Raw genomic sequence first — 16,667 nt, forward strand, 5'->3', positions numbered from 1 at the left:
GCCATTTGTACCATTCCTATATGCTGTTACCTTATCAGGGTAACAGTTCCTTTTTTCACGATCAGTTCGCCTGTATCGCAAATCAATTCGGTTACATAAACATAAGTACCAACCGGCGCTTTTTTACCGCCAATGTTGCCGTCCCAGGCACCGCTGCGGTCTTCAAATCCGGTGTTGTTTGATTGAAAAACAACACCACCCCAACGATCAAATATCCGCATCGATTTGACTATAGTAACACCGCGGCCACGAACCGAAAATGTTTCATTCAAACCGTTCTGATCCGGCGTAAATGCATTGGGGATAAATATGCGGCTATCGGTGCATTGCAGGCTTAACCGGATGGTATCGCTGGCAATGCAGCCAAAGTTGTTCCGCACCGTCACAGTGTAATCAATGGCCTTGCGTGGCGTCGCAACTGTTTGCGGGCAGGTAGCACAATTCAAATAATCGGCTGGATACCATTGGTAGCTTACCACATCATTGCTGCCCTTTGCCGACAGCGTAATTTCAGAGCCAGTCAGCAAAGTTTGGTCGGGCCCGGTTTTTACCGAAGGCAATGCTGCCACCTGCACTTTTACGATGGCCGTATCGGTAAAGCAATGGGCACTATCGGTACCCACCACTGTATACGGCGCAGTTGCAAAAGGTTTTGCTTTAACCTGGCTGCCTGTTGTTGTGGCCAATGTTCCGGCGGGCCCGCTCCAATGATAGGTAGCTGCGCCTTTTGCTTCCAAAATGGTTTCCGAGCCTGCACACACCACCACGGTTTTCGGCGCCTCCATTTTAAAAGGCTGGTGCACTTTTACAAAAACAGAATCCTTGTTTTCGCAACCCTGTGCATTTTTTACAAATACGCGGTACCACATATTCTGCACCGGCGCAATGACCGGGTTAGCAACGGTTTGTTCGCCCAGTGCCGATACAACGCCTTCCCATTTATACGACACGCCACCTGCCGCTTGCAACTGCACCGATTGTCCCAGGCAAATGCTTTCCGAACGGCGTTTGAGTTGAATTTCGGGCAGGCCGTGTACCTGCAATTTCAAGGTTGCCGTATCCAGGCAGCCGTGGTTGTTTACCACCAATTTCACCGGGTAAGTTCCTGCTTTTGCAAACTGTTGCACCGGGCTGCTTGTTTCGTTACCTAGCACGCCATCCGGCATCAGCCAGCGCATACTCGTTACCGTTTGCGGTGTTTTTGCCAAAAACGAAATACCGCTGTTTACACAAACTTCGCCTTTGCCTTCAATCGCACCTTTCACCGTTTGCTGCACAATGATCGTATCAGTTGTTTGCTGCGTACATCCATACGGCGAAGTGGTCGTTAACAGGATTACATGTTTGCCGGCGCCTGCAAAATTGAATTGCGGGTTACTGGTAGTATCTGATGCGGTAGTGGTATGCCAGCGATACGCCAGCTTTTGGCCCAGTTCATCGGCGGCCACGCTTACTACGTTTGGTGAAAAGGAAACCTTGCCCGCATCGCACAAAAGCGCTGCATTGTTTTGAATAGAGATCGCCAGACTATCGATGATGATGGGATTAGGTAAACCCACACCCACAGAGCATCCCAGCGAATCACTCATCACCAGTGCAGGGCGGTACACGCCGGCGGTTTGGTAATGGTGGCGGGCAAATGTGTCGCGGGTGTGCAGCACAGTGCCATCACCAAAATCCCAGTAAAAATTCTTCGCCGATTCCACTTCGGCGGAAAGCGTAACCCGCTGGTCGAGGCAACCAAAAAACTTGTCTGCGCTAAGCTTAGCGCTTGGTCCTTTCACCACAATTTCTTCCGAAGCCGAATCAACGCGGTTTTGTGCGCCGTAAGTGTACAGCGTAACCGTGTATGTGCCGCCGCTGCGGTACACGTGTTCGGGCAGGTCCACATTTTGAGCGGTACTGCCGTCGCCGAAATGCCATAGGTTTTTGCTGGTGCCTTTCGACAGGTTTTTAAACTTCACCAGCATGGGCGGACATGCATTATCGTTGATGTATGCTGCAGTGTAAGTAAAACGTGCATTGAAGTTGACCACTTTGAATGATTTCACCAACGTATCGGTGCAACCTTCACCATTTGTGCGGGCCACGAGTTTGATGGTATCTACACCGGTCTCTTTATAGGTATATGACAGGTTGGTAGTTTTCGCCGTTTTTGTGCTGCCCTCATACCACCACTGATATTGCATAGCAGATTCGGGGAAAGCTTTAGAGGTGTTGGTGAATATTGCCGCCGTGTTGATGCCCACCACTGTGTCGGCCATGCTAAATCCGGCAGTCACATCGATTACTTTAATGCTGTCCAACCTGGCAGAGCCAACGCAGCCATCTTCGTTCGTCACCCGCAATTGCACCGGGTGGTAACCCGTGAGGTCAAACGAAAATGACACCGGCGCTTTTGCATCAAGCACCTTTGTGTTTCCGTTGCCAAAATCCCATTCCCACTTATTTACCTTTCCAATCGATGCATCGGACACAAGCACTGGCTCGCCGAGGCATAATGCTTTTTTTGCAACACTGATCTTAGCATTGAGCGTAGAATAGCGCACATCAACCAGCGCAGAAGTATCGAAACAATTGGAAACATTCCATTGAATGATAGCCCGGAGTCCTTTTTTAGCGCCGTCAAAACCCCAAGCTAAGATCCGGGCTTTGGATTTATCGGAAGTGGCCACCACGCTTGTTTTCCCGGTGAAGGCACTACCATCGGCATACAGCAATTTGTGTACGGTAAAACCGGCAGCGGGAACTTGAACTGTTACCTCAATGCCCAAGGTATCGGTTGGGCAGATCATGCTTTTATCCAGTGCTATGGAAGGCTGTTCTTTTGGCGACACATAAAACGAAACAGAATCGCGGGCCTCGCAGCCATCCATATAACTTTTGTAGACCGCTTTATAATAGCCGGGGCGGCCGTATGTGTGTTTTAAGGGATATACTTTACGCAGCGCTGGTGCATCTATCGTTTGGGTAGTGCCATCGCCAAAATCCCAGGTCATTCTCTCTGCATGCACAAACACCGGAAATGAAACCGTTTTGCGGTCGCCAATGCAATCCACCAATGCCTTTTCCATGTACTGGAAAGGAGGCGTCAGTTTGATAAAATCTTTCTTGATCACCGAGTCGGCACAAACGCCGTTGTTGGCTACCAGTTTAATGGTGTGCAAACCGGGGTCCATAAATTTGTAGTCGGTGTTGGGGCTGGTGGTAACCTGTGGTTTGGTGTTTTCACCATAATACCAGTAATACCGCATTACCGCAGTATCGGTTGTGGCGGTAAAGCCAACCGGGTTGCTGCCGCAAGCTCCTTTCGGGCCAACAAAATCAATTTTTGGTTTGGAGTAAACCGCAACGTTCGGCAGCGACACCGTTTCCAGGCAGCCGCCAGCAGTGGTGTATTGCAGCGTTACAGTAAACCTACCGCTTTTATTAAAAACATGTTTTGGTGTTGCGCCGCTTGCTGTGTTTCCGTCACCAAAATCCCATTTGTAATCAGTGATTGCGACATTTGAAACTGCAGAAAAATTGAGGGCCATGCCAATGCAACCTTCGGTGCCGGAGCCCGCCGCATTTACGGCTCTAATGGTTACATCGGGCTTGCCTGCCAAAACTGTATCCTTAACCACGGCCACGCATCCTGTTGCGCCGGTAACTGAAAGTTGCACACCGTAAATGCCCGGCTCTGTAATGTTCGGCGCCACTTGCCGTCCTTCCACTACCGGCAGGTTGCCAATTTTCCATTGCCATTTGGTGGCACCGGTGGTAGTGTCTTTTAAATTTAATGCAGCCGGCAACTGGCATAGGGCCGACGCATCTTTGATAAAACCTTTCACAACAGGAGCCGATTGCACCAGCACTTCTTTCGCCACTTCCTGTGCGCAGCCGCCGCTGTACGCCACAAAACGAACAGTGCGCAGCCCGGGTGTGGCAAAGGTGGCATTGATGCTGGCGCCGGTCATGCGGCGGTTGTCATCCAGCGTCCACACAATAGAATCGGCAGCGGGTTGTACGGCCGCTTTTAAATTGGCCTGTGTGCCCACACAAACTACTTGCGGCACCTGCATGGTGGCAGTCAGTTGGCCCACATTCACTTGGTTTGCCACCACTTTTTCGGCGGTGCAACCATCGGGGCTGGAAACTTTTAAGCCAACACTGTAAGTTCCTTTTTCTTCATAAATATGTTTTGGGTCGGCGGCGGTAGATGCTTTTTGGTCGCCGAAGTTCCATTGATAAGTCAGTCCCGTTGCGCCGGTAGATTTATTGGTAAACTGCACCGCTTCGCCTTCGCTACAAAGCAGGGTTTTGTCGGCGCTGAAATCCGCTTTTACGGCAGGCAGCACGTTCACTGCCGCAGGTTTTTCAATGGTGGTAAAACAGCCGTATTGGTTGGTCACCGTCAGGCTCACCGACGCTTTTTGCGCAAAATTGTAGGTATGCCGCACGGCATCTTCACCTTTTTTTACAGCACCATCGCCAAAATCCCAGAGGTAGGACGCAATGTTGCCATCGCCAGCAGTGGCCGTACTGCGAAAGTCGACCTGCAGCGGCAAACATCCTTTTGCTGCCGACACCGAAAACGCGACTTCCGGGTTTTTATAGACCGTAATCTGCTGGCTTTTTGTTGCCACCACACCCTTGTCGGTAACGGTCAACGTAACGGTGTAGGTCTGTGCCGTACGAAAGGTTGCACCCGGCGATTGCAGCGCTGATGTGTTGCCGTTCCCGAAGTTCCACGCATAGCGTGCCTGCGGGCTGGCCCCTTTAGTTTTGTTGGAAAAAATAACGGTAAATGGCGCACAGCCAGAAGTTCGGTCCACGGAAAAATCGGCGGAAAGCTGTGCGTATAAACCGGGTGCAAACAATAACATGCATGCACATATCAATGCATGCCGCAGCCCGGCAGGGTTTGGATAATAGGATTTGGATTGCATAGGAATTGGTATGGGCAAGGTACAATGCACCTACCATTCCGAAAACGTTTGAGCCGAAAAACATCGACAAATAAGTATTTTTCTTATTGGGCAAAACACTGAAACTGATTTATATCATCATAACAAGCGCTATTAGCCCTGCCCGCCCACATAGTTCCCTACCATTCTGCGGCTTTCCCTGATCTTGCCCAACTGCTGGATGTATTTAGCAATGCCAATGATAAGAATGGCGCCGCCTGCAACAAAGCAAAGCAGCTCCAGCCACAACTCGTAATCCAGCGTGAGCAACTCGGCCAGCGAAAGACCGGCCACAAAAAAATAAAGCGCCGTGCGGATAAATGAAAGCAAAGTGCGGTCGTTGGCCATTACTGTTCGTTCAATGGCAAGGTTTTCCCGCAGAATTAAGTCTTTATTGACGGTTGGTGGTAGCAGCTGTTGCATGCGGCTTTTTGCAATGGCATGCAAAAGCGTTGCCGAAGGCATTAAAATTTAAAATGGGCCTGCTTTGCCGGGAAATCCAGTTTGGTACTTTGGCGCTTGCCGCCCACCGTTACGTGCATGATGTTAATCTGGTCCGGAGTGAGATCGTGCAGCAAGCCGTTGGTGATGTCCAGCTTCTGGACGCTGGCTATGTTTGCGCCTTCGAGGTAGCAGTACACCGATTCACTGTCTTTTTCAAACCCAATGAATTGAAGGGTCACCGGTTTCCCGTTGGCCTGCACCTGCAGGTGGCGTTGTACGTATTGGTTCAGTAAATTCTGGGCACGCGCCTGCTGGCTTGCCTGCGACAAGTCAACCGGCGTATTGAAGCTTTTTTTCAACACATCTTCCATGTCGTCGACAAAAACCTTGCACACAACTTCCAATGATTTTTCAGCCGCGTTGTGGTTGATCTCGGTAACACTCACGTAAAATGGATGCACATCTTTTACCGAATGCGCACTGCTCCCGATCCATAAAACAGGCAACAGCAACAAGATCCATTTGCCAAACAGCAGCTTCATGCAATGATTATTTTTCCGGATACAAAAGTGTAGTTTATTTTGACGCGGTGTTGTTAAAAACATCGTCCTCGCCTCCTGCAAGGACAACCAACAGGCGATGATCATTTTATTGGGCGTAAAAAAACAAAGCGCCTTTTTAAAACATAGGGCATGAATGATTTTAGTTTTTATTTCGGATTGGGTTGGGAACACATCATGAGCTGGGATGCGCTGGACCATATCCTCTTTGTATTGGTACTGGCGGCCGTGTACCTGCCTTCCGACTGGAAAAAAGTGTTGATCCTGGTGACTGCTTTTACCATCGGCCACTCAATTACTTTAGCGCTGAGCACACTCAACGTCCTTTCGGTTTCATCGGCGTGGGTAGAGTTTCTGATTCCCTGCACCATCGTGCTCACGGCCTTCCTCAACCTGTTTCAAAGAAAATTCGATCACCGCGCCATCCGGTTAAATTATTTCCTGGCCTTGTTCTTCGGATTAATCCATGGTTTGGGCTTTGCCAACACGCTGCGGTTTGTATTGGCAATAGATCAAAACCTTGGATGGGCCTTGTTTGGTTTTAATGTAGGCCTTGAAGCCGGGCAGATCATCATCGTTGCACTTATTTTGCTGGCGGCATTTCTGTTTGTGCAAATGCTGCGGGTGCCCCGCCGCGAGTGGGTGCTCATTTTATCAGCCGCTGTGTTTAGCCTATCGTTGCAGATGGCGTTGGAACGGATTCCTTGAGTATTTAATTATAAACATTTTTCCCATTGGGCCCCTACCGCTCATAAAATCTTTTAGGGCAAAAGGGCGCCCTTTCGTTAAATTGCAAAACACATACAAATAAGAAGACCACATGAAGAAAATGCTCTTTTTGTGCGGGTTGGCTTCCGTTTGCAGCGGAGCCGTGCTGGCGCAAAATTTACAAAACAACCCCAACTCAAACCACGCCAACAAGTTTGAGCAGCTGGGTTCCATCCTGCCGACGCCCAACGAATACCGTACGGCTTCAGGTGCACCAGGCCCCAAGTACTGGCAGCAGCGTGCCGATTACAACATCAAGGCCACGCTGGATGAAAAGAACCTGAAACTTACAGGATCGGAAATCATCACTTATTTCAACAACTCGCCGGATGTGCTCACTTACTTGTGGCTGCAGCTGGATGAGAACGAACATAGCTCCACCAAAAACGCGAATTACCAAACCAGCAACGCCCTGCCCCGCCAAACATCGGTGCAGGCGCTGGAAGGCATGGCGCAAAAAGGCGACAACGGACTCGGCATCAACATCACCAAACTCACCGATGCTGCCGGCAAGCCGCTCCGCTCGGTGCTTAACAAAACCATGCTGCGCATTGATCTGCCCCAGCCGCTGAAGCCGGGACAGCAATACGTGTTTAACGTAGATTGGAACTACAAAATTTCCGACCGCATGAAAGAAGGCGGCCGTGGTGGATACGAGTTTTTCCCGGAAGACAAAAACTACCTGTTTACCATGAGCCAGTGGTACCCACGCCTGTGTGTGTACAGCGACTTTGGCGGATGGCAAAACCAGCAGTTCACCGGCCGCGGCGAATTTGCCCTCACTTTCGGCAACTTTAAAGTGCAGCTCACCGTTCCTGCCGACCACGTGGTAGGCTCAACCGGCGAGTGCCAAAACTATGCACAAGTATTGTCGGCGCCGCAAATGGCGCGTTGGCAAAAAGCGCAAACCGCGAAAGACGTTGTCGAAATTGTAACCCTTGATGAAGCAAAGGCCAACGAAAAAGAAGGCACCAATGCTACCAAAACATGGATCTACAATGCCAACAATGTTCGTGACTTTGCATGGACCAGCAGCCGCAAATTTGTGTGGGATGCAATGCCCATTACTGTTGAAGGCAAGAAAGTAATGTGCATGTCGTTTTACGGCAAAGAAGCTTATGGCCTGTACCGCCCATACAGCACCAAAGCAGTAGCACACACCATTAAAACTTACTCGAAGTTTACCATCCCTTACCCCTACCCTGTTGCGCAAAGCGTGGAAGCAGCTAACGGTATGGAATACCCGATGATCTGCTTTAACTACGGCCGCACCGAACGTGATGGCTCGTACAGCGAAGGCACGAAGTATGGCATGCTGGGTGTGATCATCCACGAAGTGGGCCACAACTTCTTCCCCATGATCATCAACTCCGATGAGCGCCAGTGGACCTGGATGGACGAAGGCCTGAATACTTTTGTAGAATACCTGGCAGAAGAACTGTGGGACAATAAATTCCCCAGCCGCCGCGGACCTGCATTTGCCATTACCGATTACATGAAGCTGCCCAAAGACCAATTGGAGCCCATCATGACCAACTCGGAAAACATCATTGGCTTTGGTCCAAACGCATACGCAAAGCCTGCAACCGGCCTCAATATTTTGCGGGAAACCATCATGGGCCGCGAGTTGTTTGATTATGCATTTAAAGAATATGCACGCCGCTGGGCATTCAAACACCCCACGCCTGCCGACCTGTTTCGCACCATGGAAGATGCTTCTGCAGAAGACCTCGACTGGTTCTGGAGAGGCTGGTTTTACAGCACCGATGTTACCGACATCGCACTGGACAGCGTTCGTTATGCAAAAGCAGACCTCAACGCCACTTCGCCGCGTTTCCGCGACACCACTGTTACGCAGGCCCTTGCCCGCCCGCAGTTGAATTCGTTTGAAGACATCAGCAAGGTGCGCAACCGCGAAGACAAGTCGATCCGTTTCCAAACAGATGTAGATACCAGCCTGCGCGATTTTTACTGGCGCTATGCCCGTGGCCAAGAGCCTTACGACAGCACCCGCTACTCAATTGAAGTGCCTGCTTCGCTGGAGCCGCTTGATGATGCAACCCGCCAGCAATGGGCCAACAAGCATTTTTACGAATTGCATTTCAGCAACAAAGGCGGCCTGGTAATGCCAATAATTGTTGAATGGACTTATAAAGATGGCACTAAAGAAATTGACCGCATCCCTGCTCAAGTTTGGCGCTACAATGAGAACAAAGTGGTGAAAGCTTTTATGAAAGACAAAGAAGTGGCTTCTATTAAGCTGGACCCCATGCGTGAAACTGCCGACATCAACGAAGGCAACAACAGTTGGGGCGCTACTGCTACCGAACCCAACAGGTTCCAGGTGTTCAAGCAAAAGCAAGCCGCTGTTCGCGGTCAAAGCACCGGCATCAACCCAATGCAAAAATCACAGGAGAAAAAAGGATTCTAGCTTTAAAAAACGCTCCATAGAACAAAGCCCCTGCATATTGCGGGGGTTTTGTTTATTTAAGAAGTTGTATCAAATGCATTGGTTATTGCATGTATCATTTTTAAACGACTGCATGTGCGTTTACATAAAATGCAATGTGGACTTTTGAATACTCTTCCTACCTTTTGCGCAGCATGTTTGCAACTGCATTTTTCTCTACATCTTCACGTGTAATAAAAAATACAGTTGCATTCGCTGAAAGAACGTTAGCAGCAAATTACCCTCACCCATAAATTTTTACCATGCGAACGGAAAAAGAAAAAATGCTTGCCGGTGAACTATATGATGCGTTGGATCCCGAGCTTTCAGCAGATCGTTTAAAGACAAGGCTCCTGATTAAAGCACTTAACGACTCGGCAGAAAATGAGCCTGAGAAAAGGGCCGATGTGTTGAAAGAATTGATTCCTAGCCCCGGTGCAGGTTTGTGGATACAGCCCCCTTTTTACTGCGACTACGGGTATAATATTGAGCTGGGCGAAAAAGTGTTTTTCAATTTTAACTGCGTGGTGCTGGATGTTTGTGCGGTAAAAATCGGCAGCAGAACTTTGTTTGGTCCCAATGTGCAGATCTACACCGCAACCCACCCGATGGATGCGGCGGTAAGAGCCACGGGGCTTGAATTTGCCAAACCCATCACCATTGGTGCCGACGTGTGGGTTGGTGGCAGCGCGGTTATTTGCCCTGGCGTCACCATTGGCGACCGGTCGGTAATTGGTGCCGGAAGCGTGGTTACAAAAGATATTCCCGCCGATGTTTTTGCCGCAGGCAATCCGTGCCGGGTTATCAGGCCAATTGAAAAAGAAGCATAAAAAAATGGGGTAAAAATGTGCGATCATTTTTACCCCATTTAATATTTACAAAGCAGATCTAAACATGTTCGGGTACCGATACCTTACGAACCGGTTTGACCAGCACACGGTTGGCCACTTTACCCACCGTTAATCCTTGCACTACAATCGAGAACACCACTACGAAATAGGTCATTTCAAGTAGCAACTCTTTGTAGACCCCGTTGTTGACCGACAATACCAATGCAATGGAAACACCGCCACGCAAACCGCCCCAAACAAGCATCGTCAGCGATCCGCGGGTAAGCCTCGGCTTGAACGGCACAATAAGCGAAGGAATAAAAATGGAGAGGAAACGGGCAATCAAAACTATGAAGATTGCCACTACGGAGATTACCCAATACGTTTCAAAGTCCGGGATCAGCAACAACTCGAAGCCAATGAACAAGAACAGCACCGCATTCAAAATTTCATCGAGCAATTCCCAAAACTTGGTGAGGTAATCTTTGGTGAGTGGCGTCATGGCCACTTTTTTTCCGTAGTTGCCAATGAGCAAACCAGCAGCCACCATGGTAAGCGGGCCGGAAATATGAATGGAATGTGCAATAAGGTAACCACCCATCACTACAGAAAGTGTGATGAGTGCCGATACGATATAATCATCAATGCTCCTGATTGCCTTGGAAGCGGTATAACCCAAAACCGCACCCAGCGCTAATCCGCCGATGGCTTCTTTAGCCAGCAGCCATGAAATGGAACCCAGCGAAATTTGTGCATCATCGGTTTGCGTTAGTTGCAAAATCACGGCAAACAACACTACCGCAACGCCATCGTTAAATAACGATTCGCCGGTGATTTTCGTTTCCAACGCTTTGCTCACTTTTGCCTTTTTCAAAATACCTAAAACAGCAATCGGATCGGTAGGTGAAATAAGCGCACCAAACAGCAGGCAATACAAAAAAGGCAGCTCCACATTGAACAGCGGGGTGATATAAAATAGAATTCCGCCAATAACAAAGGTGGACAATATAACAGAGATGGTAGAGAACACCAGCACGGGCAAGCGTTGTTGGCGCAGGTCAGCAAAGTTGACGTGTACCGCACCGGCAAACAATAAAAAGTTAAGCATAGCGCCCATCAAAATTTCCGTGAAATCCATTTCGGAAATCAACTTGAAGAGTTTGTGGGTTGTTTCAGGAAAAAGGGTGTTGCCAAAAAAGCGAATGACGATGGAAGCGAAAATGGCCATCAACATGATGCCGATGGTAGATGGCAGTTTCAGAAAACGAAGATTGATGTAAGCAAAAAGAGAAGCAAGCACAATCAACATTGAAAAGGAATAGTATAACTCCATGCACAAATGGTTTGGTGAAAAAAGTGGTTCGGTGGCAGCGTAGCGCTGGCCGCGAAGGTAACCATTCTGAAAAAAACGGTTTTGTGCGCCACGCAATGCGTGCAAACACTTAGCTGCGGCCGGGCACTGTTTTTTAATTAATTTTCGCCGCTGCCCCACCCTTGCAGCTACACGTTTATGATTAAAAACAAACATGAACTACGCACCGTGCAGGTGCTGCGCTACATCACACCGCTGCGCGAAGGCGGATCGCTGCCGGCGATTGTGGAAGCCGAAGACGGCTTTATGTATGCACTAAAATTCCGGGGTGCGGGCCAAGGTGCCAAAGCCCTGATTGCCGAACTGATTGGCGGCGAAACGGCTCGCCTATTAGGTTTGCGGGTGCCCGAGTTAGTGTTTGCCACCGTTGATGAAGCGTTTGGCCGCACAGAGCCGGACGAAGAAATACAGGACCTGCTGCAGGCAAGCACCGGCCTCAACCTGGCGCTGCATTACCTTTCCAGCGCCATTACTTTTGATCCTGCAGTTACACAAATCGATCCGCTGCTGGCTTCGCAAATTGTGTGGCTCGATTGCTTGCTTACCAATGTGGACCGCACGGTGCGCAACACCAATATGCTGATGTGGAATAAAGAATTGTGGCTGATCGATCATGGTGCAGCGTTGTATTTTCATCATAGCTGGGATGGCTGGCAGGAAGCGGCAACCAAACCATTTGCACTGATCAAAGACCATGTGCTGTTACCGCAGGCAAGCATGTTACAAGAAGTTGACGCAACGTTTCGCAACATTCTTACGCCGCAAAAAATTGAGGACATTGTTGCATTGATTCCATCGGAATGGATTCTTCCCGAACACGGCACACCCGATGAAGTTCGGCAGGTGTACACACAATTTTTGCAGGCACGGCTTGCGCATTTTTCCACTATTGTAAACCACGCCATCGATGCAAGAGCTGCACTTATTTGAATATGCCATCATTCGCGTGGTGCCCCGCGTGGAGCGTGAAGAATTCATTAATGTGGGCGTTATTTTGTTTTGTAAAAAAAAGCGTTACCTGAAGTCGCGGCATTTCTTAAACGGGCAAAAATTGGAAGCAATGGCGCCGGCGCTGGATGCTGCTGAAGTAGGCGCTTACCTGCAAGCCCTTGAACAAATTTGTGAAGGTAAAAAAGGCGGCAGCCTCATTGCCACGCTGGATGCACCTTCCCGCTTTCGTTGGCTTACTGCCACCCGCAGCACCGTGGTGCAAACTTCTAAAGTGCACCCGGGTTTTTGCAGTGACCTGGATGCGGCGTTGGATAAATTATTTCGGGAAATGGTTTTGTAAATAAACCTGCGTTTGCTATTTCAAACTAGTTAGCATCAGTCGATTTTAACTTATGTAAAATGTCACCATTTTTATTAATCGAAATGGTGACATTTTATTTTACAAGCAAATAAAGCTCGTTGCAAAAAATGTCATTTTGCTATTTAAAATAGCTGCACGTTTTGTGGCTTAAATATCAAAAGCATTTGCTTGCTTCAATCAAAAATCTACATCAAAGTGCAACCGAATTTTTGTTTTATATAAAATCCAAGTAACATTTTTGTCAATCCATGCAACAATTCAGTAATTTCCTCCTATGACCTTGCTGATTGTCTTTGCCTGCCTCGTGCTACTCATCCTCATGATTAGCTGGGGAAAATTTAATCCTTTCCTTGCGCTGTTGCTTACCGCCATTTTCGCTGGCTTGTTGTTGGGCATTCCACCCAAGCAGTTGCCTGCTTCCATTCAAAAAGGTTTTGGCGATACGCTGGGTTCCATTGTACTCATTATTGCACTCGGTGCCATGCTGGGCAAACTGGTAGCTGAAAGCGGCGCTGCGCAAAAAATGGCCACGGTGCTTGCCGGGCTGTTCGGTACCAAAAACATGCAATGGGCACTTTTGATCACTGCATTTATTGTAGGCATCCCGCTGTTTTACGGCGTTGGTTTTGTCCTATTGGTGCCGCTGCTGTTTTCCATCACCTACCAGTACCGGTTACCCGTTGTGTATGTGGGTTTGCCCATGCTGGCGGCACTTTCGGTTACGCATGGTTTTTTGCCGCCGCATCCGTCGCCGGTCGCGTTGGCTGCGCAGTTCGGCGCATCCATCGGCCTCACGTTGATCTATGGTTTCATCATTGCCATTCCCACCGTGCTCATTGCAGGGCCCCTGTTTGCCCGCACAGTGAAAGGGCTGCATGCACAGCCGCTTGAAACTTTCCGGCCCAACGAGTTGCCGCAGGACCAATTGCCCGGAACAGCCAATTCATTTTTTACCGCGCTGCTACCGGTAATATTGCTGGCGGCCACTGCCGGTCTGCCTTACTTAGATATTAAATCGGAAGGCGTAAAACAAGGCCTTTCGTTTTTAGCAGATGCATCGATTGTGCTGCTGATTGCGCTGATGCTGGCCACGATAACCTTGGGTACCGCACAAGGCAAAAGCATCAAGCAGATCATGCATTATTACGGCGAAGCCCTAAAAGATATTACACTCATCTTATTGATTATTGGCAGCGCCGGTGCGTTGAAACAGGTGCTTACCGATAGTGGCGTAAGCAACGAAATTGCAGCCGGAATGCAGTACTTTAATTTGCCGCCGTTGGTATTAGGCTGGCTTTCCGCCGCCATCATCCGCATTGCCGTAGGATCGGCCACGGTGGCGGGTCTAACTGCCGCTGGCATCATTGCTCCAATTATGACTCAGGGAACAGTAAACCCGGAGTTGATGGTGCTTTCTATTGGTGCGGGCAGCCTTGTTTGTTCGCATGTAAACGACTCTGGATTTTGGCTGTACAAGGAATATTTTAATCTAAGTATGAAGGACACTTTCCGTTCGTGGACGCTGATGGAAACCATTGTTGCCTTTGTGGGTTTGGGCGGCGTGCTCATCCTCGATCGTTTTATTTAAAGCAGCTTTTTAGCTGTTTATAAAAAAGAGTCATGCAACCGTTAAAAATTGCCACCGCACAATTCGAGCACCGTAATGGTGATAAAGAATATAATCTCTCCGTGATCGACAAGATCGCTGCCCGTGCCGCGGCGGTCGGTGCACAGGTGGTATGCTTTCATGAATGCTCGGTAACGGGTTATGCTTTTGCACGTCATTTAACGAAGGAGGCACTGCTTGATATTGCCGAACCCATACCGGGCGGCGAAAGCGTGCAACGGCTGATTGCGATTGCAGAAGCCCACAACATCGTAGTACTGGCAGGCTTATTTGAACGGGATGATGCGGGTAAAATTTATAAAGGGTATGTATGTGTTTCCGGCGATGGACTGGTTGCAACATACCGCAAGCTGCAACCGTTTATACATCCCGCCATTACGCCGGGTGATGCCTATTGTGTGTTTGATTTGTTGGGCTGGAAATGCGGCATACTCATTTGCTACGATAATAACATTTTGGAGAATGTAAGGGCTACATCCCTGCTGGGAGCCGATATTATTTTCATGCCGCATGTAACTATGTGCACGCCGTCGGCCCGGCCAGGTGCAGGCTTTGTTGATCCAAAACTTTGGGACAACCGCGAAGCAGACCCCACTTCGCTGCGTTATGAATTCGATGGACCCAAAGGGCGCCAGTGGCTGATGAAATGGTTGCCTTCCCGCGCTGCGGACAATGGTATTTACGCGGTATTTTCCAATGCCATCGGCATGGATGACGACCAGTTAAAAAACGGCTGTTCCATGATCCTTGATCCCTTTGGCGATGTGCTGGCAGAGTGCCGCAACCTTGGCGATGACCTGGTGATAGCTACCTGCACCCCGGAAAAAATTGCGCAGGCCGGTGGCACCCGTTACAAAAAAGCAAGACGGCCCGAACTGTATCGTGATATCATTGGGGCAGCCCACACACCAGAACAAAAAGTTGCGTGGCTGAATAATAAGTGAGCCGGTTATTTCAAAAACTAATAGCCGCAACCAAGTATTGTTTTAAAGAAAAGCGTTGGCGATAAACATTAAAAATTAAATCTTGCGACCATATTTATTTGCACTTTTGCGCCATCCTAATTGCACCCGATAATGCAGCAACAGCAGCGAAAAAGCTTTTTTACTACCAAAGCTTCTTTGCAACCACTCCAGCACCGTGAGTACCGGTTTTACGTCTTGTCGCGTTTCTTTTATATCATGGCTTTGCGCATGGTGGCCACTGTTGTTGCCTACCAGCTTTTTCAAATTACGGGTAGCTCCTTTTCCATCGGCCTCGCCGGTCTATCGGAGTTCATCCCGGTGTTTGCATTGGCGCTGTATGCCGGTCATGTTATTGACCGGTCCGACAAACGGACGTTGTTGTTGAAAGGCATATTGAGCTACGCATTGTGCGCCGCAGCCCTGGTGGTGCTTACGCTACCGCAGGTACAGGATCAATTACCCAAGCAAACGCTGACCCGCTTATTTTATGGTGTTATCTTCTGCACCGGCATCATCCGTGCATTTGCCGGGCCAACTTCTAATGCAATTTTAGCGCAGCTCATTCCCCGCGAAATACTGCATTATGCTGCCAATTTTAGTTCTACCACGTGGCTGGTGGCTTCAATTTTGGGTCATGCTTCTGCGGGCTTTTTCATTGCCTGGTTTGGCATCAATGTCACGTTTATCATCATCTTGCTGTATGTGTTGTTTGCGGGCTTTTCCGTGTCGCGTATTAGTCGCAAACCCATTGCACACAATAATGTGCAGGCCAAAATATGGGAGAGTGTTCGCGAAGGACTGCGTTTTGTATTTAGCCATAAAGTCATGCTCGGCGCCATTTCGCTTGACTTGTTTGCCGTACTCTTCGGCGGCGCAGTGGCCCTGATACCCGAAGTGGCGGAACGGATATTAAGGGTCGGCCCGATTGGTTTCGGCTGGTTGAATGCCGCCATCGATATTGGCTCCGCCACTATGATCACGCTATTTACGCTTTATCCCATGCGGCGCAAACAAGGCCAGCGCCTGCTTGTAGCAGTTGCAGGCTTTGGCATCTGCATCATCGTATTTGGCCTTTCCGATATTTACTGGGTATCGTTTGCTGCGCTGCTGGTGGCCGGCATGATGGATGGCATTTCGGTGTTGACCCGCAGCACCATTTTGCAACTCACCACTCCCGATGAAATGCGTGGCCGCGTTAGTTCGGTCAACTCTATGTTCATAAATAGCAGCAATGAATTGGGACAGTTTGAGAGTGGCTTTACGGCGAGGATGATGGGTACCGTACCGTCGATTATTTTTGGCGGCAGCATGACGCTGCTGGTGGTGCTGATTACCTGGTGGCGGGCACCGGGGCTGCGAAAGTTTGAATACTAAATTTCTTCACCGCACAC

General features: G+C 49.2%; 12 protein-coding genes. 8 read left to right on the forward strand and 4 right to left on the reverse strand.

Annotated features, from left to right (window positions below; translation table 11 throughout):
• Window positions 1-26: 26 nt before the first annotated feature.
• The 3 genes from DRJ53_RS03730 to DRJ53_RS03740 form a co-directional block, all read right to left on the reverse strand.
• Window positions 27-4,868, reverse strand: coding sequence for a PKD domain-containing protein (locus tag DRJ53_RS03730; protein ID WP_162303794.1), 4,842 nt, complete (start codon window positions 4,866-4,868; stop codon window positions 27-29).
• Between the two features lie 195 nt (window positions 4,869-5,063).
• Complete coding sequence (locus DRJ53_RS03735) at window positions 5,064-5,372, reverse strand: DUF202 domain-containing protein (RefSeq protein WP_114234446.1); 309 nt, start codon at window positions 5,370-5,372, stop codon at window positions 5,064-5,066.
• A gap of 41 nt (window positions 5,373-5,413) precedes the next feature.
• Entirely contained in the window at window positions 5,414-5,935 is a 522-nt protein-coding gene (locus tag DRJ53_RS03740; RefSeq protein WP_114234208.1) for a DUF6702 family protein, read from the reverse strand.
• A gap of 150 nt (window positions 5,936-6,085) precedes the next feature.
• Between DRJ53_RS03740 and DRJ53_RS03745 the strand changes: the two genes are divergently transcribed.
• The 3 genes from DRJ53_RS03745 (at window position 6,086) to DRJ53_RS03755 (ending at window position 10,000) form a co-directional block, all read left to right on the forward strand.
• Window positions 6,086-6,661 carry a HupE/UreJ family protein gene (locus tag DRJ53_RS03745; RefSeq protein ID WP_114234209.1) on the forward strand — a complete coding sequence of 192 codons (576 nt, stop codon included), beginning with the start codon at window positions 6,086-6,088 and terminating at the stop codon, window positions 6,659-6,661.
• A 112-nt stretch (window positions 6,662-6,773) separates the two neighbouring features.
• Window positions 6,774-9,152: a M1 family metallopeptidase gene (locus DRJ53_RS03750; protein WP_114234210.1), complete on the forward strand. Its 2,379-nt coding sequence runs from the start codon at window positions 6,774-6,776 to the stop codon at window positions 9,150-9,152.
• Between the two features lie 281 nt (window positions 9,153-9,433).
• The gene (locus tag DRJ53_RS03755; protein WP_114234211.1) at window positions 9,434-10,000 is read left to right on the forward strand and encodes a sugar O-acetyltransferase; all 567 of its coding nucleotides are present in this window, start codon (window positions 9,434-9,436) and stop codon (window positions 9,998-10,000) included.
• Window positions 10,001-10,058: 58 nt separating this feature from the next.
• Here DRJ53_RS03755 and DRJ53_RS03760 read toward each other — a convergent pair whose 3' ends face one another.
• The gene (locus DRJ53_RS03760; RefSeq protein WP_114234447.1) at window positions 10,059-11,333 is read right to left on the reverse strand and encodes a cation:proton antiporter; all 1,275 of its coding nucleotides are present in this window, start codon (window positions 11,331-11,333) and stop codon (window positions 10,059-10,061) included.
• Window positions 11,334-11,510: 177 nt separating this feature from the next.
• Between DRJ53_RS03760 and DRJ53_RS03765 the strand changes: the two genes are divergently transcribed.
• The 5 genes from DRJ53_RS03765 to DRJ53_RS03785 all read left to right on the forward strand — a co-directional run bounded on the left by DRJ53_RS03765 (window position 11,511) and on the right by DRJ53_RS03785 (window position 16,650).
• Window positions 11,511-12,302: a HipA family kinase gene (locus tag DRJ53_RS03765; RefSeq protein WP_114234212.1), complete on the forward strand. Its 792-nt coding sequence runs from the start codon at window positions 11,511-11,513 to the stop codon at window positions 12,300-12,302.
• Window positions 12,280-12,663 (forward strand): DUF3037 domain-containing protein, encoded by a 384-nt coding sequence (locus DRJ53_RS03770; protein WP_114234213.1) that lies wholly within the window; start codon window positions 12,280-12,282, stop codon window positions 12,661-12,663. The genes DRJ53_RS03765 and DRJ53_RS03770 overlap by 23 nt, the downstream gene beginning before the upstream one ends.
• Before the next feature lie 295 nt (window positions 12,664-12,958).
• Window positions 12,959-14,272, forward strand: a complete 1,314-nt coding sequence (locus tag DRJ53_RS03775) for a gluconate:H+ symporter (RefSeq protein WP_114234214.1) — start codon at window positions 12,959-12,961, stop codon at window positions 14,270-14,272.
• Window positions 14,273-14,304: 32 nt separating this feature from the next.
• A complete protein-coding gene (locus DRJ53_RS03780) occupies window positions 14,305-15,255 on the forward strand; it encodes a nitrilase family protein (protein WP_114234215.1) in 951 nt (316 codons plus the stop codon).
• A gap of 132 nt (window positions 15,256-15,387) precedes the next feature.
• Window positions 15,388-16,650 carry an MFS transporter gene (locus tag DRJ53_RS03785; protein ID WP_114234216.1) on the forward strand — a complete coding sequence of 421 codons (1,263 nt, stop codon included), beginning with the start codon at window positions 15,388-15,390 and terminating at the stop codon, window positions 16,648-16,650.
• Window positions 16,651-16,667 lie beyond the last annotated feature (17 nt).

It is taken from the genome of Paracnuella aquatica, from assembly GCF_003332885.2.
Lineage (GTDB): Bacteria > Bacteroidota > Bacteroidia > Chitinophagales > Chitinophagaceae > Flavisolibacter > Flavisolibacter aquaticus.

Coding starts and splice junctions, on each gene's coding strand:
- DRJ53_RS03770 (WP_114234213.1), top strand. CDS start 12,280: ATGCAAGAGCTGCACTTATTTGAATATGCCATCATTCGCGTGGTGCCC.
- DRJ53_RS03765 (WP_114234212.1), top strand. CDS start 11,511: ATGATTAAAAACAAACATGAACTACGCACCGTGCAGGTGCTGCGCTAC.
- DRJ53_RS03735 (WP_114234446.1), bottom strand. CDS start 5,372: ATGCAACAGCTGCTACCACCAACCGTCAATAAAGACTTAATTCTGCGG.
- DRJ53_RS03775 (WP_114234214.1), top strand. CDS start 12,959: ATGACCTTGCTGATTGTCTTTGCCTGCCTCGTGCTACTCATCCTCATG.
- DRJ53_RS03780 (WP_114234215.1), top strand. CDS start 14,305: ATGCAACCGTTAAAAATTGCCACCGCACAATTCGAGCACCGTAATGGT.
- DRJ53_RS03730 (WP_162303794.1), bottom strand. CDS start 4,868: ATGTTATTGTTTGCACCCGGTTTATACGCACAGCTTTCCGCCGATTTT.
- DRJ53_RS03755 (WP_114234211.1), top strand. CDS start 9,434: ATGCGAACGGAAAAAGAAAAAATGCTTGCCGGTGAACTATATGATGCG.
- DRJ53_RS03745 (WP_114234209.1), top strand. CDS start 6,086: ATGAATGATTTTAGTTTTTATTTCGGATTGGGTTGGGAACACATCATG.
- DRJ53_RS03750 (WP_114234210.1), top strand. CDS start 6,774: ATGAAGAAAATGCTCTTTTTGTGCGGGTTGGCTTCCGTTTGCAGCGGA.
- DRJ53_RS03785 (WP_114234216.1), top strand. CDS start 15,388: ATGCAGCAACAGCAGCGAAAAAGCTTTTTTACTACCAAAGCTTCTTTG.
- DRJ53_RS03760 (WP_114234447.1), bottom strand. CDS start 11,333: ATGGAGTTATACTATTCCTTTTCAATGTTGATTGTGCTTGCTTCTCTT.
- DRJ53_RS03740 (WP_114234208.1), bottom strand. CDS start 5,935: ATGAAGCTGCTGTTTGGCAAATGGATCTTGTTGCTGTTGCCTGTTTTA.